Here is a 23,379-nt window from a genome sequence, read left to right as displayed (position 1 = left end):
CCCCCCCCCCCCCCCCCCCCCCCCCCCCCCCCCCCCCCCCCCCCCCCCCCCCCCCCCCCCCCCCCCCCCCCCCCCCCCCCCCCCCCCCCCGCCACTCAGGGGCCACCTCGTGGCCGAGGTACTGGGAGACCGCTTGGAGCAGACCGCCCAGGGCTGTCTGCTCCAAGCCGGGCTGGTGAGTGGTCACTTGCTCTTGTCGCCGTCCTTGCCGTGCTTGCCGGTGGACTTTCCGGACTGGTGATCCTGGTTCTGCGGGGTCTTGCCGAAGTCCTTCTTCCCCGCGTGCTTACCCTGTCCGCCGTCGTTGGACCCCCCGCTCCCGCCGGAGCTCCCGCCCTTGCCGGTACCCCATCCCATGGAGTTCTCCCATCTGATCGTGATGCTCGTCGTGGTGTTGTCGGTAGTGCTGGCCCACCGGGTGCTCCGAGCTCGATTGCCCGCGGGCGACTACGTGTCGGCGATGGCTGCGTGACCCGGTGGAGAGCGCATCCGACTAACCTCAATCGGGACCTCTACGACGGTAGGTGTCCGAGATCACGGCGTGAAGTGACCACGAGTACAGGTATGTTGGCGCGAACTCCCGAAGGTGGGGGATCTCATGCGGTCGAGCTGGCAGGAAACCCTGACCACAAGTCAGGGGCGGACCTCACATCCGCGATTCGGCGCGATCTCGGGGTACGTCTTTCGGGTGATACGTGAACAGCACGGCTGCACGCAAGGCGAGTTTGCCGAGCGCCTGGCGGTCTCGTCGGACACGATCGCCGGCTGGGAGAGCGGCCGGCGTCCGCTCACGGCCGTGCCCGTCGGCCAGATGCTCGTACATCGACACCGGTTGATGCAGATGGGCACGGCCCCCATTCTCCTGCAGACGCTGGAACGGGCCTTCGAGGCGGACATCCTCCTCGCTGGTGCGCTTGAGGAGCGGGCCTCGACGCGCAGCAGCCCGCTCGGCTCGATGGTGATGCAGCGAGACCTGGTGGAGATCCTCATGTGGCCGCTCGGCGGAGCGGCGCCGAAGGCTGTACGGGACCTGCCGGCCCCACCGCGTGCGCGAAGAGGTCCGGTGGCGAGTGGGCCGGAGCTTGCCCGCGCCGACCGGATCCGGTTCTTCGCGAGCATGCGGCGGACGGCCGAGGAAGCCCAGGGGACGGACCACTTCCTCGTAGGCCGTCAGGCCTTGTACCTCGCAGGGTACGACGACCGCAGCGACACCCGAGAGTGGCTCGTGCATCAGCAGCGCATCGAGCAGCCGAAGACCTGGCTCACCCGCTGGCTCAACTCCCGCTCTGTCGCCATGGTTTCCGCCCGCCACGGCGACCGCGACCGCGTGAGCCACTTCATCGACGCAGAACTGGGTGATGAGGACGGGGCCCTTGCGAATCTCAACTACTGGGCCTACTGGATCGGTGAGGTCCCGTCTCTCGAACTCTCGGACGACTTCATTGCGGCCGGGGTGCCGGGCCCGTGGGTAGGTGACAAGCTCCTCACCCACCTTGCCCAGGGTCTCACCCCTCAGCACGGGTACGTTGAGCTCAACATCCACACAGTGTGGTCGCTGCTTCAAGTGCGGCCGAACCTGCTGCGCTCCGGAGCCGCAGCTCGGGCACTACGCGAACGGCTTCCGGTGATGTTGGATGGTGGGGAGTTCTCGCGGCGGGGGCGGCGCGAGCTCGAGAGCATTCACTACGCGATTCGCCTTGCCGAGGCGTGAGAGGAGCCGGAGGATGACGGAGGATCTGACCTCGGTGGCGAGGTTCCTGTTCGAAGCCGGGACGCTCAAGCAGACCAAGCGCACGGGCTGGTGGATGGCAGGGGTCCGCGATCCCGAATCGGTCGCCGAACACTCCTGGCGGACCGCGCTGATCGCGTCGGTCATCGCCAAACTCGAAGGTGCCGATCCAGCGCAGGCCGCCTTCCTCGCGGTCTGGCACGACTCGCAGGAAACGCGCACCGGGGACGTCAATCACCTGGGTAAGAAGTATGCGCCGGGCGCGGATCCGGTGGCAGTGACGGTCGACCAGGTCGCCGGCATGCCGGAGCTTCTGGCCTCAGCCATTCAGGACCTTGTCGCGGAGTACGAGGGGAAGGAAACTCCGGAGGCGGTGTGCGCCCGGGACGCGGACAAGCTGGAGTGCATGATCCAGGGCATCGAGTACAAGGCACAGGGTTACGCCAACGCGCAGCGATGGATCGACAACAGCCGTGGAAGGCTCACCACGAAGTCTGCCAACGCCCTTGCCGATGCCGTCCTGGCGGCCGACTCCCTTGACTGGCTCCGCGCTGCTCTCAGTGAGAAGCCGCTCGACGGCGCACGGAGGGAACAGGATGGCGATCGAGGCTGAGCTCAAGGCGGTCGTGCGCGACCCGGAGGGCGTGCTCAAGCAGTTGGAGGGTCGGTACGGTGTCGGCCGGGCGGAGGTCTACCGCGACACCTACTACGATGCGGCGGACGGCAGTCTGATGGGTGCCGATCGTGAACTGCGGATCCGCACCGTGCACAGCTCGGATGACACGCGCACCGTGCTGACCTACAAGGGTGCTCGGGTGGACGAGGCCTCCGGCTCGAAGCCGGAGGCCGAGACGAGGGTCGAGGACGCCGAGGCCGCGCACGACATCGTGCGCGGCCTGGGCTTCGCGCCGCGCATCGCGTTCGAGAAGCGGTGCCGTAACTACGCCTTCGAACGCGATGGCCGCCGGGTGCTGGCCACGCTCGTACGTGTTCCCGAGCTGGACGACGCTACGTTCATCGAGGTCGAGACGGTGGCGGAGGCGGAGGCCGAACTCGCGTCGGCACTGGCTCTCGTGCGTGCCGTGATGGCGGAAATCGGCATCCGAGAAGGTGACTTGACCACGGAGCTCTACACCGAGGCGGTCGCGGCGGCGCGGCAATCCTGTCCGCGGGGCCGGTAGCTGGCGTCACCCCGTGGCGTTTGCGCGCTTGGCGAGTTTCACCAGCTCCGATGGTGCGCCACGGCCGGCGATGAGGATGAGTTCACGGATCACTGTCCGGGCCGCTACGTGGGTTCGAACGCTTTCCGGCGCCACTTCCTCGGCGCGAAGAAGGCAATCGAGAGCTTCCCCGAGATTTCGTCGTTGAGCGTGAGCCCGTCCGAGGTCGATGAGGATCCGGGACCTTCGTTCGGGTGAGAGCTGCGCGGCATCGATGCGTTGGCCTAGCTCCAGGGCCTCGCCCGCATCGCCGAGTTCGACGGCGGTGGAGACCGCTTGAATCTCGACGTTCGTTGGACCGAACTCAAGATTGAAGTCGTTTCGGTCCTCTCCGAGCTGTGCGGCGATGTCTCGGGCGTAGCCGATTTCCTTCCGGGCCTGCTCGCGTTGACCGGCGCGAGCGGCGGTCAACGCGAGAACCAGGTGGAGCGATCCGAGGACTGACAGTGCTTCCGGCGACCGGTCGCCGGTCGAGGTGTGCACTCGCAGGGCGGAGACCGCACTCTGCGCCACGTGTTCCGCCTGGTCCAGCCTCTGTAGCCGGACGAAGGCATGGGCCATCCGGAAGATGCCGGCGAACACGTGCAGCGGTCGGCCGGACTGCTCGGCGGCTCGAATGGAGCGATCGGCGGCAACCCACGCCGCATCGGCCTCATCCTGTCGAACGAAAGCAGCTGCGAGTGCCTGGTAGGCCTGGCTGAGAAGCAGGTGGACCTCGGCGCGATCGTCCCTGCCGGCGGTTCGTGCAGTTCGCTCCAACCTCGGCAGAATGTCGGCGATGGCAGTGCTCAGTTCGGCGAACTGAGCACTGTGGGTCAGTCGCCACAGCCGTTCGACGGCGTCGGCCAGTTCGGCCGGATCATCGTCGACTCCCCGGTTCTGATCGGTGAGCAACGCATCGAGAGCAGGGTGCCCCGAGAGCGACAGTCGGGCCAGGTCGAGGTCGTTGGCCTGATACGAGGCCGCAGGTGTCGTGACAGCGAGAGACGGGGCGTCAGGTCGAAGCGTTTGAAGGGGAACTCCGAGGCCGTTCGCCAGCAGTTGGAGAACATCAAGGCGGACAACCGGTTGGACGCCCCGTTCGACCTGCGACACCCAGCTGGCTGTCCGGTTGATGGCCGCGGCAAGTTGATCCTGCCTCATGCCGCGGCTCTTTCGGAGCTGAGCGACCCGAGCGCCGAAGGCCCGCCTTTCCTCTGGGCTCAACGGACGGTTTGGGTGGCCGAGCCGCCGTTGCCGGAGACCTCATCCAGGAACGTGACCTCGAACGAGTCGAGGTACTGGCCGCGTTCGGCTAGGAACCGGCGGACATGAGGCTGGCGCTCATGCTCCTCGAATGCCTCGCGGTCCGTGTACAGCTCGTAGAAGACTCGTACACGCGGGTCGTTCGCCACCGCGTGGTTGACGTAGACGAGGGTGCCGGGCTCCTTCGCCCGGATGCCGCTGAGTGCCTCCTCTGCCAGAGCATCGAACGCCTGAGCGGCAGTTGCGTCGTGCGCGACGAAGCGAACGACAAGACCGAATCCCATGGTTCTCCCCTTCCTGGTTGGTTGAGCCTTAAACGGCTCGGTGAAGAACTGCGAGTAGCAGGGATCCCTGGCTCGCAGAAACTCTGCGACCACTTTCGGTGGTGCCAACGTAGCGGAGAGCTATGCATGGATCCCCTTTCGCTGCCGTCTGACGGACGGTCACTGCTTGTGGGTTGAGCCGGGCGTCGACTTCGACCGCCCGTCCACCTGCACGGATGGGGGAGCAATGGCGTCGGATCTGATCGTCAGTCCGCTCAACACCGCCCGATTTGCAGTACCTCCGGAGTGGGGGGAGCCGCTGACCGAAGACGATTTCCAGGAAGTGGAGTTGTGTGCGAGCGAGGTCATCGCCAATGCGCTTCTGCACACGAGGGAGCGGTGTGTCGTCTCCGTCCGCTGGCGTAGTGGGCGGGGGCGGGTGCGGGTGGAGGTGGCCGATCGGTGTGCGGAGCTTCCGTATCGGGAGCGGGATCCGAAGCGACCACCGGGCGTGGCTTGTTGCTCGTCCAGGCCCTCGCGCACGCGTGGGGGTGGCGGCCGGCGGAGGTGGGCAAGGTGGTGTGGTTCGACTACCTGGCGAATGCCGAAGCGCCGTGCCCCACGCATGGGTGGGCCACGGCGGCGTACGGGCTCAACTCGTTCTATGGGGTGGCGTAGTGGCGTCCGTCTGCCGGGTCAGGCGCCCTGGGTGCGGGCGCGGTGGGCGGCGGACTTGACGCGGTTCTGGCAGGGGGTGGAGCAGAACCGGCGGGTGCCGTTGCGGGAGAGGTCGACGTACGCGCGGTCGCACGCGGGTGCGGAGCACAGGCCGAGGCGGGAGGCGAACCGGCTGCCCAGGGCGGTGGCGAGCCCCAGGGCGAGGCGGGCTGCCCAGTCGGAGGCCTCGTCGCCGGCGCTGCTGCGGTGGTACAGGTGCCACGGCTCGTCGCGGTGTCGCTCCAGGACGGGGAATGGGCGCAGTTCCACGAGCAGGGCGTTGGCGGCTGCGACCGCACCGTCCTCGTCATCGGCCGCAAGGTGTTCGAAGACGGCCCGCAGCTGTGGGGCGACGGCCGCCAGGCGCGCCGCTGCCGCGGTGTCGAGTGGGGTGGCGTGGCGGTCGGCCGCGTGCAGGGCGGCGTTCGTGCGCTCGGTCAGCTCGGCTTCCGGCGGGGGCTGGTAGGGGCGGGTCCGGGCCAGGCCGGGGGTTGCGAGGTTCACCAGGTCCGCCGCGCCCTGCACCATCGCGGTGCTGTGACTGTCGAAATCCACTTGACCAGTCACGCATCCCTTCGTCATAGTCGTCACCGTCAAAACTGGAAACGACAGTAACGGAGTTCCGTGTCCGCCGCCACCGCCACCCCTCCCCGGGCGCGCCCGCGCGCCTCCACCTGGTCCCGCACCTCCGGCACCGGTCGGGCCCTGCTCGTCACCGTCCTGGCCACCGGCGTCACCACGTTCATGTTCCTCCCCCTGCTCGCCCTGCACCTGAGCGCCGTCGGCACCCCGGTGGGGCGCGTCGGGCTCCTGATAGGCCTGCTCTCGCTGTGCGGCCAGGGCTTCTCGGTGGTTTCCGGCCTCCTCGTGGACCGCGTCGGCCCCCGGGGCACCACCGCCGCGGGCTTCGCCTGCCGCATCGTCGGCTACCTGCTGATCGCCGCTGGAGGGCCGGCCCTGGTGCCCGGCATCGCGGCCGTCGGCATCGGCGGCTCACTGCTGGTGTTGTCCGTCAAGGCCCGCCTGGTCGCCGAGGCGGCGGCACACGACGACACGCGCGGGATGCTCGCACTGCGATCCACCTTCGGAAACGTCGGCGTGGTCCTCGGACCGGCTCTCGGCGCGGTCGCCTACCCGCTCGGCTTCGACACAATCCTCGCCGCGGCCGTGCTCTCCCATCTCGTCCTCGGCTTCCATCTGACCTTCCTCGCCAAGGAGGAGAAGGGGGAAGCCAAGGACCGGCCGGCGTCCGAGCCCAGCGCCACCACGACTGCCACAGTCACGACCACCACCACCGCCGGCCGACGGGGGCCGGTCGTCCTCTTCCTCGCCGCGGTCGCCTACTGGGCCGTTTACAGCCAGCTCAACTCGGTGATCCCGCTCACCGCCAAGGCCCTCACCGGAAGCGCCGAGGCCATCTCGGTGGTCTTCACGCTCAACGGTGCCCTCGTCCTGCTCTGTCAGTACACGCTGCTGCGCCGCTTCCTCGGGCACCTGCCGCCCCGCACCCTGCTCGTCACTGGCTTCGTGGCCTTCGCCGTCGCCTATCTCGCCCTGCTGCCGCACGCCGGTTGGCTGTCACTGCTGCTGTTCACGGTGCCCGCCACCCTCGCCGAGATGCTGATCGGGCCGAGCCTTGACGAACTGGCCGTCACCACCGCCCCGCGCCGTAGGACCGGCCGTGCCCTCGGTCTCCTCGGCCTGGCCGGGGCCGTCGGCTCGCCCTTGGGTGCGGGGCTCGGTACCCACCTGCTCCAGTCCCTGCACGGTGGCCCGGGCGTCTGGCTCGCCGTCACCGCGGTTGCCGTCCTGGCCGCCGGGGCCTGTCTCCTGCTTCCGCGCACGACCCGGTGACCGCCGCCGGGCGCGCGTCCGTGGCCCGCACCGTGCTGCAGCGACCACGCGGCTCCGGAACCACCTGGAACGAGGCGTGGTGCTGGGTCAGCGGACCGTCGGTGCACCACGCCCGCGTCCCGCTGTGGTGGCCAACGCCCCTTCCCCTCTCAGGAGTTGCCGAAGAAGCTGTCCAGGATCCGTTGCGCGGCCAGCCCCGCCGGCAGCGTACCGGCCCGCACCTGGGCCTCCAGTTCCGGGGTGAGCCGCCGTACCTCCGGGTGTTCGTGCAGCCGGGCGTACAGCTGGTCGTGGACCATCGACCAGGTCCATTCGACCTGTTGCTCCCGCCGCTTGGCCGCCAGCCCGCCCGTGGCGTCGAGCACCTTGCGATGCTGCTGCAGCCGCTCCCAGAGCACGTCGAGCCCGGCCCCGTCGAGTCCGCTGCAGGTCAGCACCGGCGGCGTCCACGCCGCGTCCGGGGGCTGCAACAGCCGCAGCGCGCCCGCGAGTTCACGGGCAGCGGCGCGGGCATCCCGTTCGTGCGGCCCGTCCGCCTTGTTGACGGCGATGACGTCCGCCAGTTCCAGCACGCCCTTCTTGATGCCCTGGAGCTGGTCGCCGGTACGGGCCAGGCTGAGCAGGAGGAAGGTGTCCACCATCCCGGCGACGGTCGTTTCGGACTGGCCAACGCCGACGGTCTCGATCAGGACGACGTCGTAGCCTGCCGCCTCCATGACCACCATCGACTCCCGGGTGGCCTTGGCGACGCCCCCCAGCGTCCCCGAGGTCGGGGACGGCCGCACGAAGGCGTTCGGATCCACCGCCAGCCGCTCCATCCGGGTCTTGTCGCCCAGGATGGAGCCGCCGGTCCGCGTGGACGTCGGGTCGACGGCCAGCACGGCGACCCGGTGGCCCAGGCCCGTGAGCATGGTCCCGAAGGAGTCGATGAAGGTCGATTTGCCGACACCGGGCACCCCGGTGATGCCCACCCGGACCGCCCCGCCCGCGTGCGGCAGCAGCCGCTGGAGCAGCTGCTGCGCGAGCGCGCGGTGGTCGGGCCGGGTGGACTCGACGAGGGTGACGGCGCGCGCGATCCAGGCGCGCGAGCCGTCCAGGACACCCGTCACGTAGCTGTCGAGGTCGATCGTCCGTGGAGGCATGACGGTCAGTCGATCACAGCTCGTGGCCGAGGTCGGCGGCCAGGGCGGTCAGCAGGTCGAAGGCCGCGTCCGGGATCACCGTGCCGGGGCCGAACACGGCCGCCGCGCCCGCCTGGTACAGGGCCTCGAAGTCCTGCGGCGGGATGACGCCGCCGACCACGATGGTGATGTCCTCGCGTCCGGCGGCGGCGAGTTCGGCGCGCAGCGCGGGCACCAGGGTGAGGTGCCCGGCCGCCAGCGACGAGACGCCGACGATGTGGACGTCCGCCTCGACGGCCTGGCGGGCGACCTCGGCCGGGGTCTGGAACAGCGGGCCGACGTCGACGGTGAAGCCGAGGTCGGCGAAGGCGGTGGCGATCACCTTCTGGCCGCGGTCGTGGCCGTCCTGGCCCATCTTGGCGACCAGGATGCGCGGGCGACGGCCTTCGGCCTGCTCGAACCGCTCGACCAGGTCGCGGGTGCGCTGGAGGGGCGCTGACGGGCCCGCTTCGTCTCGGTACACACCGGAGATGGTACGGATCTGGCCGGAGTGGCGGCCGTACACCTTCTCCAGGGCGTCGGAGATCTCGCCGACCGTGGCCTTCGCCCGGGCCGCGTTGACGGCCAGGTGCAGCAGGTTGCCGTCCAGCGAGCCGCCGCGCTGCGGACCGGCCTCGGCGGCCGCCGTCAGGGCGTGCAGAGCGGACTGGGTCAGCGCCTCGTCGCGCTCCTCGCGCAGCCGGCGCAGCTTCTCGATCTGCCGGGCCCGCACTGCCGAGTTGTCGACCTTGAGCACGTCGATCTGCTCGTCGTTCTCGACCCGGTACTTGTTGACGCCGATCACCGGCTGGCGGCCGGAGTCGATCCGCGCCTGGGTGCGGGCGGCGGCCTCCTCGACGCGCATCTTGGGGATGCCCGCGTCGATGGCCTTGGCCATGCCGCCGGCCGCCTCGACCTCCTGGATGTGCTGCCAGGCCCGGGCCGCGAGGTCCTGGGTCAGCTTCTCGACGTACGCGGAGCCGCCCCACGGGTCGATGACCCGGCAGGTGCCCGACTCCTGCTGGAGCAGCAGCTGGGTGTTGCGGGCGATCCGGGCGGAGAAGTCGGTGGGCAGGGCGAGCGCCTCGTCGAGGGCGTTGGTGTGCAGCGACTGGGTGTGGCCCTGGGTGGCGGCCATCGCCTCGACGCACGTACGCGTCACGTTGTTGAACACGTCCTGGGCGGTCAGCGACCAGCCGGAGGTCTGCGAATGGGTGCGCAGCGACAGGGACTTGGGGTTCTTCGGGTCGAACTGCTTGACCAGCTTGGCCCACAGCAGCCGGGCCGCGCGCAGCTTGGCGACCTCCATGAAGAAGTTCATGCCGATCGCCCAGAAGAACGACAGTCGCGGCGCGAAGGCGTCCACGTCCAGGCCCACGTCCAGGCCCGCGCGCAGGTACTCGACCCCGTCGGCCAGGGTGTAGGCGAGCTCCAGGTCGGCGGTGGCCCCGGCCTCCTGGATGTGGTAGCCGGAGATGGAGATCGAGTTGTACCGGGGCATCTTCTGCGAGGTGTACGCGAAGATGTCCGAGATGATCCGCATCGACGGCTGCGGCGGGTAGATGTAGGTGTTGCGGACCATGAACTCCTTGAGGATGTCGTTCTGGATGGTCCCGGCGAGCTTCTCCGGCGGCACCCCCTGCTCCTCGGCGGCGACGATGTACAGCGCGAGGACGGGCAGCACCGCGCCGTTCATGGTCATCGACACGGACATCTTGTCGAGCGGGATGCCGTCGAACAGCTGGCGCATGTCGTAGATCGAGTCGATGGCGACGCCCGCCATGCCGACGTCGCCGGTGACGCGCGGGTGGTCGCTGTCGTACCCGCGGTGGGTCGGCAGGTCGAAGGCGACCGAGAGGCCCTTCTGGCCGGCCGCCAGGTTGCGGCGGTAGAAGGCGTTGGACTCCTCGGCGGTGGAGAAGCCCGCGTACTGGCGGACGGTCCACGGCTGGTTGACGTACATGGTCGGGTACGGCCCGCGCAGGTACGGGGCGATGCCGGGGTACGTCTCCAGGAAGTCCAGGCCGTCGAGGTCGGCCGCGGTGTACAGCGGCTTGACGCCGATGCCCTCGGGGGTGTCCCAGACCAGCTCGTCGGCGGCCTTGCCGGTGGACCGCTGCCAGGCGGCCTGCCACTGGGCGCCGGTGACGTCTCCGGCGGAGGATCCGGTGGAGGGTCCGGCGGAGGAGTCGTCCAGCCCGATTCCGGTGAAGTCGGGGATCATCGCGCCACTCCAATGAGGTCCAGCAGGGAGGTGAGGGCGGCGATCGCGTCCCCGCCCGCGTAGATGAACTCGTCCACTCCGGCGGGCACTTCGGCCGGGCGGCCGGCCAGCAGCACGCGCTGGGCGCCCGCCTCCTTCAAGGCTACGGCGACGGCCGCGGCGTGCTCGCCGTACAGGGCGTCGCTGGAGCACAGGCAGGCGACGGTCGCCCCGGACTCCCGGAACGCCGCGGCGAACGCGGCCGGGTCGACGCCCTCGGTGGACGCCGTCGCGATGCCGCCGGCCTGGAACAGGTTGGCGGCGAAGGTGGTGCGCCCGGTGTGCGCGGCGGCCGTCCCGATCGAGGCCAGGAACAGGGCCGGACGGGCGCCGGTGGCCGCCAGGTGGGCGTCCGAGCGGTCCCGCAGCGCCTCGTACGCCTCGGCGCGGCGCACCCGCGGCAGACCGCCGGTGTGCCCGGCGGGGGCCGGCTCGCGGACCAGCGGCTGCTCGTCCAGGTGCGGGAACTCGCTGACACCGGTGACCGGTTCGCGCCGCTTGGCGAGCTTCGCGGACCGCTCCGCCCAGGTCGCGGCGATCCGGTCGCCGACCAGTCCGGAGGCCAGCGCGGCCTGCTGGCCGCCGGCGCGCTCGATCTCCTGGAACCAGGCCCAGGCGGCCCGGGCCAGCTCCTCGCCGAGCTGCTCGACGTACCAGGAGCCGCCGGCCGGGTCGATCACCCGGGACAGGTGGGACTCCTCCAGCAGGATCGACTGGGTGTTGCGGGCGATCCGGCGGGCGAAGGCGTCGGGGAGGCCGAGGGCGCTGTCGAAGGGCAGCACGGTGACGGCGTCGGCGCCGCCGACCCCGGCGGCCAGGCAGGCCACGGTGGTGCGCAGCATGTTCACCCACGGGTCGCGGGCGGTCATCATCACCCGGGAGGTGACGGCGTGCTGGCGCTGCGCCGAGGCCTCGGCGGAGCCGCCGGACACCTCGGCGACGCGGGCCCAGAGGCGGCGCGCGGCGCGGAACTTGGCGATGGTCAGGAACTGGTCGGCGTCGGCGGCGTAGCGGAACTCCAGCTGGCCGAGTGCGGCGTCGACGGACAGGCCGGCGGCGGTCAGCGCGCGCAGGTAGGCGACGCCGGTGGCGAGCGCGCAGCCCAGTTCCTGGGCGGGGGAGGCGCCGGCCTCGTGGTACGGCAGGGCGTCGACGGTCAGGGCCCGGACGTTGGGGTAGCCCTCGGCGCAGCGGGCGGCGAGCGCGGCGGCCTCGGTGAGCAGGGCGTCGGTGCGGTCGGCGGAGCCGGTGCGGGCCTGGAGGCCGAGCGGGTCGGCGCCGAGGTTGCCGGCGGCGGAGGCGGGGGAGACCTCGCGCTCCTCGTACAGCTCGAACAGCCGCTCGGCGGCCTCGGTGAAGTCCGGTCCGGCGTCGAGGGCGACGGCGGCGAGGTCCAGGTACACCCCGTCGAGTGCCTCGGGCAGGGCGGCGACGGGCAGGCCCGCGTCGCCGAGCTCCAGCCAGAGCGAGCCGACGCCGTGCTCCAGGTCGGCCAGGACGGCCTCGTTGGCGCGCCGGCGGTCCGGATCGGCGTGCCGCTGGCGTACGTCCCACCCGGCGACGGCGGAGCCCTGCGGCCGGCCGCCGCGGATGAACGGGGGGAAGCCGGGGTAGCCGGGCTCGACCGAGGTGTCCTCGGCGGTGTACAGCGGGCGGGCGCGCAGCCCGTCCTGGAGCGCGGTGGTGAGCGCCTGCTCGGCGGCGGCGCCGTCCTCGGGCCGGGCACCGGACTTGCGCAGCACGCCCTCGACGAGCTGCTGCCACTGCTCACGGTGCGCGGCCGGGAACTCGGCGGCGAGGGGGAGCCTTTCGGGCGGGACCTTCATGTCCGCAGGTTAGCGCCCGTTAGCGGAGCGGAAGGAGGGGCGTTAAGTGTGACCTTGTTCTCGATTTGGCGCACTTTCGGCCCGCGGCCAGCACTCCGTCCGGCGGGGAGTGTCACGGGGCGGGGGTCGGGGCCCGGCGGAGGGTCGGCCGGCCGCCCGAAAGTGCCCTGGATCAGGGGGATTGCGGAACCCCGCCCCTCATCTATTAAGTTACTTCGAAGAAGGCGGGTGGGGACGGCATCCCCCGTACGGCCCCGCCCGCCCTTCGCCGTCCCTCCGCGCGTCCCCCGGCGCGCCGTCCGGCCGTCCCGGCCGGACGACTCGGCCCGATGTCCGGGTCGGATGAACGTGCGAATGCCACTCGGACGTTCCTCCAGTGTCACCGCATGTCACCGCACCTCCCCGCATGTCACCGCACCTCCCCGCATGTCACCGCACCTCCCCCATGTCACCGCGTCTCCCCGCCCGTCCCCCGAAGGAGTGCCACCTCGATGGGAAAGCGCCGTAAGCCCAGCCCCCCGAGCCGGGCCCGCATGGCGGTCCTCACCACGGCGATGGCCGGCGGTGCGGTGCTCGCCGCCGGCACCGCCCACGCCGAGCCGGCCCCGAGCCTGTCCTCCGTCAAGGAGCAGGTGGACAAGCTCAACGAGGAGGCCGAGCAGTCCGTCGAGCAGTACAACGGCTTCCAGGAGAAGCAGCAGAAGCTCCAGGGCGAGGCCAACCGGATCCAGGAGAAGGTCGCCCGCGGCCAGGAGTCGATGAACGAGCTGCGCACCCGGCTCGGTGCGGTCGCCGCCGACCAGTACCGCAACGGCGGCATCGACCCCTCCGTCCAGCTGATGTTCGACTCCGACCCGGCCGGCTACCTGGAGCGCGCCTCGGCGCAGAACCAGGCCGCCGGCACCCAGACGGCCCTGCTCAAGCAGGCCCAGGACGAGCAGCGCAAGCTCGACCAGGACCGCGCCGAGGCCACCGCCACCCTCGCCCAGCTCGACTCGGTCGGCACCGAACTGGCGGCGAAGAAGCAGCAGATCCAGACCAAGCTCGCCCAGGCCCAGGCCACCCTCAACAAGCTGAGCGCCGAGGACCGCGCCAAGGTCAACGCCCAGCAGGCCGCCGACAAGGCCAAGGCCGAGGCCCAGCAGGCGGCCGCCGCCGACCGGGCCTCCCGCTCGGCCGCGCGCCCGGACATGAGCACCCCGGCCCCGCCGGCGGCCGGCGGCCGCGCCGCGGCGATCGTCCAGTTCGCCTACGCCCAGCTCGGCAAGCCGTACCAGTGGAGCTCCACCGGCCCCAACAGCTTCGACTGCTCCGGCCTCACCGGTGCCGCCTACCGCGCGGCGAACGTCAAGCTCTCCCGGATCTCCCAGGACCAGTGGAACGACGGCCCGCGGGTCGCCCGCTCCGACCTCCAGCCCGGTGACCTGGTCTTCTTCTACCCGGACATCCACCACGTCGGGATCTACATCGGTGACGGCAAGATGATCCACGCCCCGCGCACCGGCAAGAACGTCGAGGTCCTGCCGATCTCCGCGATGCCCTACATGGGCGCCGTCCGGCCGTAGTCACGGGGCCCCGGGGCCCGGAGCGCGCGCCGCCGGCGCCGGTCGCCCCGGGCCGCCTCCTCGGGCGGCCGGGTTCGGTGTACACCTGGGCGGGGCGCGGCATCGCGGCCCCGGTCGGCTACTCCCGAGGAGAGCAAGTGAGCCTGCCCGAGACCGTCGTGCGACTGGACCCGACCCCCGAGGACTACGCCTACACCTTCGGCGGCCGAGCCCCGCTGGTGACCGTCCGGCCCGGCACCGTCGTCGAACTGACCACCGAGGACTGCTTCGGCGGCAAGGTGCGCGGCACCGGCGACCTGCCCAGCCAGGTGTGCGTCTTCCCGTACCTCAACCCCGTCACCGGCCCGATCGCGGTGGCCGGCGCCGAACCCGGTGACCTGCTCGCGGTGCACTTCGTCGAGATCACCCCGGCCCGGGACCACGGCGTCTCCAGCACCTTCCCGCACTTCGGCGCGCTGACCGCCACCCACAGCACGGCGATGCTGCACGCCCCGCTGGAGGAGCGGGTCTGGGTCTACGACCTGGACGCCGCCGCCGGCCTCTGCCGCTTCCGGGCCCGCAACAGCGAGTTCACGGTCGACCTGCCGCTCGACCCGATGCACGGCACGGTCGGCGTCGCCCCCGCGGGCGGCGAGGTGCTGGCCTCGATCACCCCGGGGGCCCACGGCGGCAACCTGGACACTCCCGAGATGCGGGCCGGCACCACCGCCTACTTCGGCGTCAACGTCGAGGGCGGCCTGCTCGCCATCGGCGACGGCCACGCCCGGCAGGGCGAGGGCGAGGTGTGCGGCACGGCGGTCGAGACGGCGATGCGCACCACCGTGATCGTCGACCTGGTCAAGGGCGGCGGCCCGGCCTGGCCCCGGCTGGAGAACGACGACTTCCTGATCAGCACCGGCTCCGCCCGCCCGCTGGAGGACGCCTTCCGGATCAGCCAGCACGACCTGGTCGGCTGGGCCGGCGGACTGCTCGGACTGGACCGGCTCGACGCCTACCAGCTGGTCAGCCAGGCCGGCCTGGCCCCGGCCGCGAACGTCTGCGACACCCACTACACGATGGTCGCCAAGCTGCCGAAGCGCGTCCTGGGCCGCGCCCGCGCCTACGACGGCCTGCACGACCGGCTGCGGCAGACGGCGGCGGCGTACCTCCGGCACCGGTGAGGCGGCTGCGTACCGCGCCTGCTACGGGTGCGGTGCGCAGGCCAGCAGGTACGGCAGTGCCGGGAGGGTCAACACGCCGAGCCGCCAGGTCAGTTGGCGCCTCCGGCCGCTGCCCGGCCGGGCCAGCCGGCGGACCCTCGCCAGCACTCCGGTGGAGGCGACTCCCAGAGTGGCACCAGGAGTTGTCCCCGAGGCCGCCAACGCGCAGAGCGCCGAGGCCAGTTCGCTCCGGGACACCTCGGCCAGCGCCGCGTCGTCCGCCGCCATCTCCAGCAGCAGCGCCACCTCCGAGCGCCCCACCCGGGCCAGCGGCAGGGGGCCCAGCAGCAGCGCGAAGGTGTCGGCTGGCAGCCGGACGAGGTGGTGGCGGCCGCGGATGTGCCCGTGCTCGTGGGCGACGGCCGCGGCCAACTGCCGCTCGTCCAGCAGCCGCAGCGCACCTCGCGACAGCACCACCCGGGAGCGCCGACCGGGCAGGCAGTAGACCGTCGGGTGGGCGTGCTCCAGTACCAGGGCGCCCCAGCGGCGGTCCCGTACGGCGACCACGTCCAGCACCGCCCGGTGCCGCCGCCGGGCCCGCCCGGCCCGGACGCCGACGGCGGCCGGCAGTCCGGTGAGCAGGGCCCCGGCGGCGGCGAGCAGCCACCAGTCGTGGGTGTGCGGCAGGACCGGCCCGGCCGGTTCGAGGTGCGGGAACAGGCCGATCAGCCCGGCCGGCTCGTGGGCGGCGGACTCGAACGTGTGGTGCGCCGCGAGCACCAGGGCGACGGTGAAGGAGGCCATCAGCGCCAGCCACAGCGCGACGCCGAGGAGCGGTCGGGTCTGCAGCCGGGCCTGGAGCCGGGCCGAACCGGCCAGTCGGCGGGGGAGCAGCACGCCGGTCGCGGCCAGGTAGAGGCCGAGCAGGGTGAGCGTCACTCGGCGTCCCGGGCCTTCACCTGTTCGAGGGCGGCGAGCAGCGCGGACGCCTCGTCCCCGCTGATCCGGTCGACGAAGTGCAGCAGGGCGCCGGCCCGGTCCGTGGTGGTCTCCAGCGCCTGGTGCATCAGCTGGGCGGTGTACGCCTCCCGGGTGCAGGTCGGCTCGTACACCCAGGCGCGACCGATCTTGTCCCGGCGCAGCCAGCCCTTGGTGTGCAGGATGTCGGCGACGGTGGTCACGGTGGTGTACGCGACCGGGCGCTGCCGCTGGAGGTCGTCGACCACCTCGCGCACCGTGGCCGGACGGTCCCAGTCCCACAGCCGGTCCATGATCTCGGCCTCGAGATCGCCGAAACCCCGTAGCACCGCCGTCGTCTCCCTCGCCGCACCGACCGCCGGCGCCCTTCGCCCGCTGGAACGCGGCCCATGCTACGGAACGCACCGGGCGCCCGCCCCCGGGAGAGGGGGGCGGGCGCCCACGGATCCCGGGCGGTGCCCGGAGGGTGCTCAGGTCGTGCTCAGTCGGTGGTCGAGGAGTGCCCGACCTGCTCGAAGGCCTCCTTGAAGGCCTCCTCGCAGACGTGCTCGAAGACGTGCTCGAGCGGGAGAGTGGGCGAGCGCGTGGGACGGCTCAGGACAGCCGCCGCCCCAGCGGCACCTTGGAGCGGGTGAACAGCGCCGCGAGCAGCCCGGCCACCACCGGCAGCACCAGGACCACCAGCAGCAGTTCCCCCCAGGGCGCGGTGAGCAGCATCGGCTTCGAACCGAACCCGCTCGCCCGGGACTTCAACAGCCCCACCGCCGGGACGAAGCCGTTCGCCGCCCCGAGCAGCGCCCCGAGCAGCGCGATCAGCGCGCACTGCAGGCCCGCCATGGTCCGGCGGATCCGCGGCGGTGCGCCGACCGCGGCCAGGGTGGCCTGGTCCTGCCGGGAGTCGGCGGCCGCCAGCCCGGTGGCGATCCCGGCGGCGCCGAGCACGACCAGTCCGGCGAAGCCGCTGAGCGCGAGGGTGAGCGCGTCGCTCTTGGGCTGGTAGCCGCGCTCGACGTCCAGCTCGGCGTAGTGGTCCAGCCGGGCGGCGGCCGCCGCGGCCCGCTGCTGCGCCTTGCGGTCGGGCGGGGTGGCCGGCCGCCAGACGGCGCCCTGGGGTGCCGAGGCGAGGCCGAGCCGGCTCAGTGCCGTGGTCGGCAGCAGGCCCTGGGCGTAGCGGGCGGCGTCCGGGTTGTCGACCAGCACCGCGTCCACCGGGACTTCCTGGAGGTCGGGCTTGGGGATCTGCCCGGGCTGCACCGGGGCGCCGCCGCCGCGCAGCAGCAGTACGGCCTTGCCGTCGGCCCCGATCAGCGACCGGTCGAAGACCAGCAGCTTCCCGGCGGCCAGCGCCTGTTCGGCCGCCTGGTCCCGTATGTCGAACAGGTTGTGCAGCACGGTGGCGTCCCCGGTGGCGAGGTGCGGGATCGTCGTGAGCCGGTGCAGCTCCACCGGGCCCTTGAGGGTGACGGTGCTGGAGCAGTTGTCGCAGAACTTGTAGACGGCCTGGCCGACTTCGGCGCGCGGGCCGAGCCCGGCGAGCTGCTTCTCCACCTCGGCCGGCAGCTGGGCGGACTGCGGGCCCTCCCGGTGGCTGATCAGCTGGACGGCGCCGTACGGGGCCTCCGGCCGGTAGTCGCGCCGGTTCTCGGCGTCGGTGCTGGTGCTGTACACCCCGATGGCGACGGCCCCGGCCACGGCGGCCATCACGGCGGCGACGGCCGGTGCGGTGCGGGAGCGGTTGCGGGCGGAGTCGCGCAGCGCCAGCCGGGGGCCGAGCGGCAGCCGCCCGGCGAACCGGCCGAACAGGGCGACCAGGAGGGGTGTGCAGGCGAGCAGTCCGAGTTCGGCGCAGACCGAGCCGAGCAGCACGGTGAGGGTGCGGGCGTCGTAGGTGCTGACCACGGGCGAGCCGTGCTGGACGGCGCCAGCGCCGTACATCGCGATCGCGCCGCCGCCGAGGAGCAGCGCCACGCCGAGCACGGTGACCAGGCGGTTGGGCGCCCGGACGGTGTCCCGTCCGGTGAGGCCGGCGGTGACGCTGCGCCGGGCGGCCTGCCAGGCCGGCAGTGCGGCCGCGAGCAGGGCGGTGATCACGCCGATCCCGGCGATGGCGAGTAGGTCCACCGGGGGGAGGGCGAAGTGGCCGAAGCGGGCGCCGCCGACCTCCTCGATCACCGACCGCAGGGCGGCGACCAGTCCGGTGCCGACGGCCACGCCGAGGGCCGCCCCGGCCAGGCCGAGCACCAGGCCGCCGCCGAGCACGACCGCGCCGATGTGGGTGCGCCGGCCGCCCGCGGCGCCGAGCAGCGCGAGCTGGCGGCGGGAGCGGCGGGCGCCGACGGCGAAGGCGGGCCCGGCGAGCAGGGCGACCTCCAGCAGCCCCATGCCGGTGACGGTGGCGACCACGACCTTGGTGCTGTTGCCGCCGGCGGGGTCGCGGTAGACGGCGGAGTCCCGGTAGTAGGGGACGGCGCCGTACGGCGGCGGGTCGAGTGCGACGGCGCGTGCGGTGAGGGTGTAGCCGTGGGCGTTGAACGACTGGACGGTGGCCCAGTCGAGGGTGGCCCCGCCCGGGAGGTGCACCAGCCAGGAGCTGTGGTTGGTGCGGCCCTGCTCGGGGGCGGGCTGTCCGGGTTCCGCTGCGGCGGCCAGCTGGTCGAGCAACTCGCCCGGCCGGGCTATGAGTTCGACCCGCCCGAGGTCGTCCGGGTGCTCCACCAGGCCGGTGATGCGGAAGGTGGTCCGCTCCAGTCCCTGGACGGTGGTGTCGCTGCCGAGCCGGAGCCCGGAGTGGTCCAGGAAGGCCTGGGTGACGGCGAGTTCGTGCGGTGCGCCGGGTGCGCGGCCCTTGACCACGTCGACCCGGCCGCGCCAGACCGGGTCGCCCAGGTCGGCCTCGGCGGTGAGGGTGCGGACCAGGCCCTCGGGCGAGCTCGCGCCGGTCTCCGGACCGGTCCGGACCGGGGTGAGCGCGCTGCCGGGTGGCAGCAGCGCGCCGACCAGGGCGGTCGGGTCGGCGGTGGCGCCCTTGAGCTGCTCGGGGGTGGGCTGTTGCCCGGGGCGCGGCTGGACGGCGAACGCGCCGTCCTCGGCGACCGGGGCCTGTTCGACGCTCTGGCCCGGGCTGAGCGCGGTGACCAGCGCGTCCGCGCCGCCCACCACCCGCTCGACCCGTTCGGCGGGGGACAGCTGCCCGCTGCGGTGGACCACGTCGGCGCCGGTGACGCCGAGCACGGGCAGGGCGATCATGGCCACGATCAGGGCGCTGCGCCCCTTGGCCCGCAGGGCGTCGCGCCGGGCGATCCGCAGCGCGAGCTTCCACGCTCCGAACCTCATCGGGCCACCTCGCCGACGGAGTGCGAGCGGTGGACGGCGGCCTGGCAGTTGCCGGAGCGGCGTCCGACGCTCTCCGAGGCGACCGCACCGTCCCGCAGGTGGACCACCCGGTCGGCCCAACTGGCGTGCGAGGCCTCGTGGGTGACCATCATGGCGGCGGCGCCGGCGTCGCAGCGGGCGCGCAGCACGGCGAGCACGGCGTCACCGGTGGCGGAGTCGAGCGCCCCCGTGGGTTCGTCCGCGAGGACGAGGCGGCGTTCGCCGATCAGGGCGCGGGCGATGGCGACGCGCTGCTGCTGTCCGCCGGACATGTCGTCGGGGAAGCGGTCGGCGAGTTCGGCGATGCCCAGTTCCTCCAGGGCGGCGAGGGCCTCCCGGCGGGCGGTGCGTCCGGAGACGCCGTCGAGTTCGCGCGGCAGGGCGATGTTCTCGGCGGCGGTGAGCGCCGGGATCAGGTTGTAGTCCTGGAAGACGTAGCCGACGGAGCGGCGCCGCAGGTCGGCGAGCTTGCCCCGGCCGAGGCCGCCGAGGGCCACGCCCTCGACCAGCACCTCGCCGCCACTGGGCAGGTCCAGCCCGCCGGCCAGGGTGAGCAGGGTCGACTTGCCTGAGCCGGAGGGCCCCATCACGGCGACGAACTCGCCGGCGTGGACGGTCAGGTCGACCTCGCGCAGGGCGTGCACCTCGGCGGCGCCGCGGCCGTGCACCCGGGAGACCCCGGCCAGCTGCAGGACGGGCGCGGGTCGGCTCGGATCGATGTGGGACATGGTTCCCCCTCGTGAGCTGTTCAGCTGTATATGTCGGTGAACTATATATGCCGGTAGAGGATGAGCAAGTCGCCACGGGCTTGGTCAAGGTTCTACAAAGCTGTCGAAGATCAGCCGAAAAGGTGACTCGGGGTCGCCGCGGCGGGTCTATGCTTTGGGAGGTTTGAAAAGGCACCTCGTTCGGTGAGGCGTCTTCACGGACACAGGCCACTGACCCGACGACGTCGAGAGACGCCCAGGTTCAGGACAGGTCTTCCCGAGTTAAGGGTTGACCCCAAGTGGCTTCCGGCCGATCCGGCTGGACACGCCGTGGAGTGCCAAAGCTCTGACGAGTTGGGGTGTACCGGTCCTCGAAGACCGGTGTGCTCCTTGCCGTGTCGTGATGCGGCGCACAGACGGTGCGCCCCCGACCGGGAGGAGGCGAGAGACATGGACTGCGATAGTCCGGGCCACAGTAGCCCCTACCTCCGCATGCTCTCGAACACCTCCGGCACGCGGTAACAACCTTCCCTGCGCGTTCACCCGAAGCTTCGTCCTGCGCTCAACCGTGCCCGGACGCAAGCCGACTGACGCGTCGTCAGCATCATCGTGCCCGCACGGCCGCCGCCGCTCAGCGTCGCCGTACGGCGTGGATGCCGTGCGCCCGCAGGGAAGTTCGCCGCTGCGTGCCCCCTGACGCCCCCTCAAGGTAGGGGGAGGGAGGCCTCGCCATGACCAACCTGATGCTGGACCCGAAGGTTCCCACGGTCCCCACCGCTCCCACCGGCTCCGCCGCGCCCGCCGCCGCCAAGTCCGCCGTACTGGACGACGCCCACGTCGGCGACATCAAGGGCGCGCTCGGCACCATCCGGCTCGACGACACCACCCCCCGCCACGGACTCTCCGCCCGGCTCAAGACCCTGCTGGCGATCGTCGGCCCCGGCCTGATCGTGATGGTCGGCGACAACGACGCCGGTGCCTTCTCCACCTACGGCCAGGCCGGCCAGAACTACGGCACCCAGCTGCTGTGGACGCTGCTCCTGCTCGTCCCGGTGCTGTACGTCAACCAGGAGATGGTGCTGCGCCTGGGCGCCGTCACCGGCGTCGGCCACGCCCGGCTGATCCTGGAGCGGTTCGGCAAGTTCTGGGGCGCGTTCAGCGTCATCGACCTCTTCCTGCTCAACGCCCTCACCCTGGTCACCGAGTTCATCGGCGTCACCATGGCGGCCGGGTACCTGGGCCTGCCCAAGGTCCTCTCCGTCGTCCTGGCGGCGGCGATCATCATCGCCTCGGCCTTCACCGGCTCCTTCCAGCGCTTCGAGCGGGTCGCCATCACGCTCTGCGTCGGCTCGCTGCTCCTGGTCCCGATCTACTTCATGGTCCACCCGAAGACCTCGCAGCTGGCCCACGACTTCGTGACGCCGCAGATGCCCGGCGGCGCCGGCCAGCTCGCGGCCGTCATGATGGTCATCATCTCGATCGTCGGCACCACCGTCGCCCCCTGGCAGCTGTTCTTCCAGCAGTCGTACGTCATCGACAAGCGGATCACCCCGCGTTTCATGACGTACGAGAAGGTCGACCTGTGGATCGGCATCGCGATCGTGATCATCGGCGCCGCCGCACTGATCGGCCTCACGGCGGCGGCCTTCGCCGGCACCGACGGCTTCGGCCAGTTCTCCGACACGGCCGCCGTCGCCAAGGGCATCGAGGACAAGGCCGGCCACCTGGCGGGCGTGCTGTTCGCCATCGCCCTGCTGGACGCCTCGATCATCGGCGCCTTCGCCGTCTCGCTCTCCACCGCCTACGCCATCGGCGACGTCTTCGGCATCAAGCACTCCCTGCACCGCGGGGTCAAGGGCGCCAAGGGCTTCTACGCCGTCTACGCCGGCCTGGTGGCCGTCGCCGCGACGATCACCCTGCTGTCCAACGGCTACACCCAGGGCCTGATCACCCAGTTCGTCCAGGTGCTGGCCGGGGTGCTGCTGCCCTCCGCCACCGTCTTCCTGCTGCTGCTCTGCAACGACAAGGCCGTGCTCGGCCCCTGGGCCAACGGGCCCCGGACCAACGCCTTCACCTCCACGGTGGTCGGCGTGCTGGTGATGCTCTCGCTGATCCTCACCGCCTCGGTGGTCTGGCCGGACATCAGCTCGGACGCGATCCTGTGGATCATGGGCAGCTGCGGCGTGGTCGGGGTCCTGGTCGCCGGCTACTTCTTCACCGCCGGCCGCACCGGCACCAAGGAGGACCCGATCGACCGCACCGGCCGGGAGGACTGGCGGATGCCCCCGCTGGAGACGCTGAGCCAGCCGGTGATGTCCACCGCCCGCAAGGTCGGCATGGGCGCCCTGCGCGCCTACCTGCTGATCGCGATGGTCATGGTCATCATCAAGGTCGTCCAGACCGCGCTCAACCACTGAGCCGCCGAGCGGAGCCCGTACGGACGGGTGGCGGGCAGCGGCTCGCCACCCGTCCGTTCCCTTTGCCCCCGTTCCCCCGGCCTGTGTCCCCCCTGCTGCCCCTGCTTCCCGTGAATCCTTTGGAGGAGGTGCCGTCGTGCACACCCTGACCACCGTCGAGTTCCTGGTCCGGCTCGCCACCGGCGTCGCCTGCGGCGCGCTGATCGGCATCGAGCGCCAGTGGCGGGCCCGGATGGCCGGACTGCGGACCAATGCCCTGGTCGCCGCCGGCGCCACCCTGTTCGTCCTGTACAGCGAGGCGGTCGGCGACACCGGCAGCCCCACCCGGGTCGCCTCTTACGTGGTCTCCGGCATCGGCTTCCTCGGCGGTGGCGTGATCCTGCGCGACGGGGCCGGCGTGCGCGGCCTCAACACCGCCGCCACGCTGTGGTGTTCGGCCGCGGTCGGGGTGCTGGCCGCCTCCGGCAAGCTGCAGCTCGCCGCCCTCGGCACCTTCGCGGTGCTCGCCGTCCACCTGGTGCTGCGCCCGGCCGGCCGGCTGCTCGACCGCTCCCCGCAGTCCGGCAGCGACCCGGACGCCACCTCCCGGGCCACCGTCCACGTCGAGTGCGACCGCACGTCCGAGACCCACATCCGTGCCCTGCTGCTCCAGGCGCTGACCGCCTCCGGCCTCGCCCCGACCGGCCTGCGCGCCCGCCGCACCGAGCAGGGCGACGCCACCAGCCTGCGGGCCACCGTGGCGATCAGCGGCCAGGTGGCCCCCGCGCTGGAGCAGGTCGTCAGCCGGCTCTCGCTGGAGCCGGGCGTCCGGGACCTGCACTGGCACCTGGACGACGAGTCGGAGGACCCGGGCAGTCCTGCGCTCGCCTGAGCACGCCGAGGTAGTAGAACGGAGGGACCGTCACGCGCACCCTCCGGAGGCCG

Annotated in this window: 19 protein-coding genes, 1 pseudogene and 1 riboswitch; of the genes and pseudogenes, 9 read left to right on the top strand and 11 right to left on the bottom strand. The window is 71.9% G+C overall.

Annotated features, from left to right (window positions below):
• Positions 1 to 183: 183 nt before the first annotated feature.
• The gene (locus ACZ58X_RS29835; protein ID WP_360238631.1) at positions 184 to 357 is read right to left on the bottom strand and encodes a hypothetical protein; all 174 of its coding nucleotides are present in this window, start codon (positions 355 to 357) and stop codon (positions 184 to 186) included.
• Between the two features lie 241 nt (positions 358 to 598).
• Here ACZ58X_RS29835 and ACZ58X_RS29830 point away from each other — a divergent pair, with 241 nt between their 5' ends.
• The 3 genes from ACZ58X_RS29830 to cyaB are packed head-to-tail and all read left to right on the top strand — an operon-like array spanning position 599 to position 2,910.
• Entirely contained in the window at positions 599 to 1,711 is a 1,113-nt protein-coding gene (locus ACZ58X_RS29830; RefSeq protein WP_470336686.1) for a helix-turn-helix domain-containing protein, read from the top strand.
• Positions 1,712 to 1,724: 13 nt separating this feature from the next.
• Positions 1,725 to 2,342 carry an HD domain-containing protein gene (locus ACZ58X_RS29825; RefSeq protein ID WP_360238635.1) on the top strand — a complete coding sequence of 206 codons (618 nt, stop codon included), beginning with the start codon at positions 1,725 to 1,727 and terminating at the stop codon, positions 2,340 to 2,342.
• The gene (gene cyaB, locus ACZ58X_RS29820; RefSeq protein ID WP_470336685.1) at positions 2,326 to 2,910 is read left to right on the top strand and encodes a class IV adenylate cyclase; all 585 of its coding nucleotides are present in this window, start codon (positions 2,326 to 2,328) and stop codon (positions 2,908 to 2,910) included. The genes ACZ58X_RS29825 and cyaB overlap by 17 nt, the downstream gene beginning before the upstream one ends.
• Positions 2,911 to 2,916: 6 nt before the next feature.
• Here the strand turns inward: cyaB and ACZ58X_RS29815 are convergent, their stop codons facing one another.
• A complete protein-coding gene (locus ACZ58X_RS29815; protein WP_470336684.1) occupies positions 2,917 to 4,155 on the bottom strand; it encodes a helix-turn-helix domain-containing protein in 1,239 nt (412 codons plus the stop codon).
• Positions 4,152 to 4,478 carry a putative quinol monooxygenase gene (locus ACZ58X_RS29810; protein WP_470336683.1) on the bottom strand — a complete coding sequence of 109 codons (327 nt, stop codon included), beginning with the start codon at positions 4,476 to 4,478 and terminating at the stop codon, positions 4,152 to 4,154. Before ACZ58X_RS29810 ends, ACZ58X_RS29815 begins: the two co-directional genes overlap by 4 nt.
• A gap of 226 nt (positions 4,479 to 4,704) precedes the next feature.
• Here ACZ58X_RS29810 and ACZ58X_RS29805 point away from each other — a divergent pair.
• A pseudogene (locus ACZ58X_RS29805) lies at positions 4,705 to 4,995 on the top strand (ATP-binding protein); the annotation flags it as partial.
• Positions 4,996 to 5,153: 158 nt separating this feature from the next.
• Here the strand turns inward: ACZ58X_RS29805 and ACZ58X_RS29800 are convergent.
• Positions 5,154 to 5,729, bottom strand: a complete 576-nt coding sequence (locus ACZ58X_RS29800; protein WP_470336682.1) for a CGNR zinc finger domain-containing protein — start codon at positions 5,727 to 5,729, stop codon at positions 5,154 to 5,156.
• Between the two features lie 69 nt (positions 5,730 to 5,798).
• Here ACZ58X_RS29800 and ACZ58X_RS29795 point away from each other — a divergent pair, with 69 nt between their 5' ends.
• Positions 5,799 to 7,028, top strand: a complete 1,230-nt coding sequence (locus ACZ58X_RS29795; protein ID WP_470336681.1) for an MFS transporter — start codon at positions 5,799 to 5,801, stop codon at positions 7,026 to 7,028.
• 149 nt (positions 7,029 to 7,177) lie between these two features.
• Here the strand turns inward: ACZ58X_RS29795 and meaB are convergent, their stop codons facing one another.
• Genes meaB through ACZ58X_RS29780 form a run of 3 tightly spaced genes read right to left on the bottom strand, consistent with a single transcriptional unit; the run spans position 7,178 to position 12,277 of the window.
• A complete protein-coding gene (gene meaB / locus ACZ58X_RS29790; protein WP_470336680.1) occupies positions 7,178 to 8,170 on the bottom strand; it encodes a methylmalonyl Co-A mutase-associated GTPase MeaB in 993 nt (330 codons plus the stop codon).
• 13 nt (positions 8,171 to 8,183) lie between these two features.
• Complete coding sequence (gene scpA, locus ACZ58X_RS29785) at positions 8,184 to 10,412, bottom strand: methylmalonyl-CoA mutase (RefSeq protein ID WP_470336679.1); 2,229 nt, start codon at positions 10,410 to 10,412, stop codon at positions 8,184 to 8,186.
• Positions 10,409 to 12,277, bottom strand: coding sequence for a methylmalonyl-CoA mutase family protein (locus tag ACZ58X_RS29780; RefSeq protein WP_470336678.1), 1,869 nt, complete (start codon positions 12,275 to 12,277; stop codon positions 10,409 to 10,411). The genes scpA and ACZ58X_RS29780 overlap by 4 nt, the downstream gene beginning before the upstream one ends.
• A gap of 491 nt (positions 12,278 to 12,768) precedes the next feature.
• Between ACZ58X_RS29780 and ACZ58X_RS29775 the strand changes: the two genes are divergently transcribed.
• Complete coding sequence (locus ACZ58X_RS29775; protein WP_470336677.1) at positions 12,769 to 13,842, top strand: C40 family peptidase; 1,074 nt, start codon at positions 12,769 to 12,771, stop codon at positions 13,840 to 13,842.
• A gap of 137 nt (positions 13,843 to 13,979) precedes the next feature.
• Positions 13,980 to 15,002 carry an acetamidase/formamidase family protein gene (locus ACZ58X_RS29770; protein WP_470336676.1) on the top strand — a complete coding sequence of 341 codons (1,023 nt, stop codon included), beginning with the start codon at positions 13,980 to 13,982 and terminating at the stop codon, positions 15,000 to 15,002.
• 21 nt (positions 15,003 to 15,023) lie between these two features.
• Here the strand turns inward: ACZ58X_RS29770 and ACZ58X_RS29765 are convergent, their stop codons facing one another.
• The 4 genes from ACZ58X_RS29765 to ACZ58X_RS29750 all read right to left on the bottom strand — a co-directional run bounded on the left by ACZ58X_RS29765 (position 15,024) and on the right by ACZ58X_RS29750 (position 20,059).
• A complete protein-coding gene (locus ACZ58X_RS29765; RefSeq protein WP_470336675.1) occupies positions 15,024 to 15,920 on the bottom strand; it encodes a M56 family metallopeptidase in 897 nt (298 codons plus the stop codon).
• On the bottom strand, positions 15,917 to 16,252 hold the full coding sequence (locus ACZ58X_RS29760) for a BlaI/MecI/CopY family transcriptional regulator (RefSeq protein WP_470336692.1): 336 nt from the start codon (positions 16,250 to 16,252) through the stop codon (positions 15,917 to 15,919). Before ACZ58X_RS29760 ends, ACZ58X_RS29765 begins: the two co-directional genes overlap by 4 nt.
• 301 nt (positions 16,253 to 16,553) lie before the next feature.
• On the bottom strand, positions 16,554 to 19,292 hold the full coding sequence (locus ACZ58X_RS29755) for an FtsX-like permease family protein (protein WP_470336674.1): 2,739 nt from the start codon (positions 19,290 to 19,292) through the stop codon (positions 16,554 to 16,556).
• On the bottom strand, positions 19,289 to 20,059 hold the full coding sequence (locus tag ACZ58X_RS29750) for an ABC transporter ATP-binding protein (protein ID WP_470336673.1): 771 nt from the start codon (positions 20,057 to 20,059) through the stop codon (positions 19,289 to 19,291). The genes ACZ58X_RS29755 and ACZ58X_RS29750 overlap by 4 nt, the downstream gene beginning before the upstream one ends.
• Positions 20,060 to 20,227: 168 nt before the next feature.
• Positions 20,228 to 20,404, top strand: a riboswitch (M-box (ykoK) riboswitch).
• 365 nt (positions 20,405 to 20,769) lie between these two features.
• Between ACZ58X_RS29750 and ACZ58X_RS29745 the strand changes: the two genes are divergently transcribed.
• Together ACZ58X_RS29745 and ACZ58X_RS29740 are read left to right on the top strand one after the other, a co-directional pair.
• A complete protein-coding gene (locus tag ACZ58X_RS29745) occupies positions 20,770 to 22,455 on the top strand; it encodes an NRAMP family divalent metal transporter (protein ID WP_470336672.1) in 1,686 nt (561 codons plus the stop codon).
• A 136-nt stretch (positions 22,456 to 22,591) separates the two neighbouring features.
• Positions 22,592 to 23,326, top strand: a complete 735-nt coding sequence (locus ACZ58X_RS29740) for an MgtC/SapB family protein (protein WP_470336671.1) — start codon at positions 22,592 to 22,594, stop codon at positions 23,324 to 23,326.
• Positions 23,327 to 23,379 lie beyond the last annotated feature (53 nt).

It is taken from the genome of Kitasatospora sp. NPDC040550 (assembly GCF_055594965.1).
This window is presented reverse-complemented; position numbering and strand designations above follow the sequence as displayed.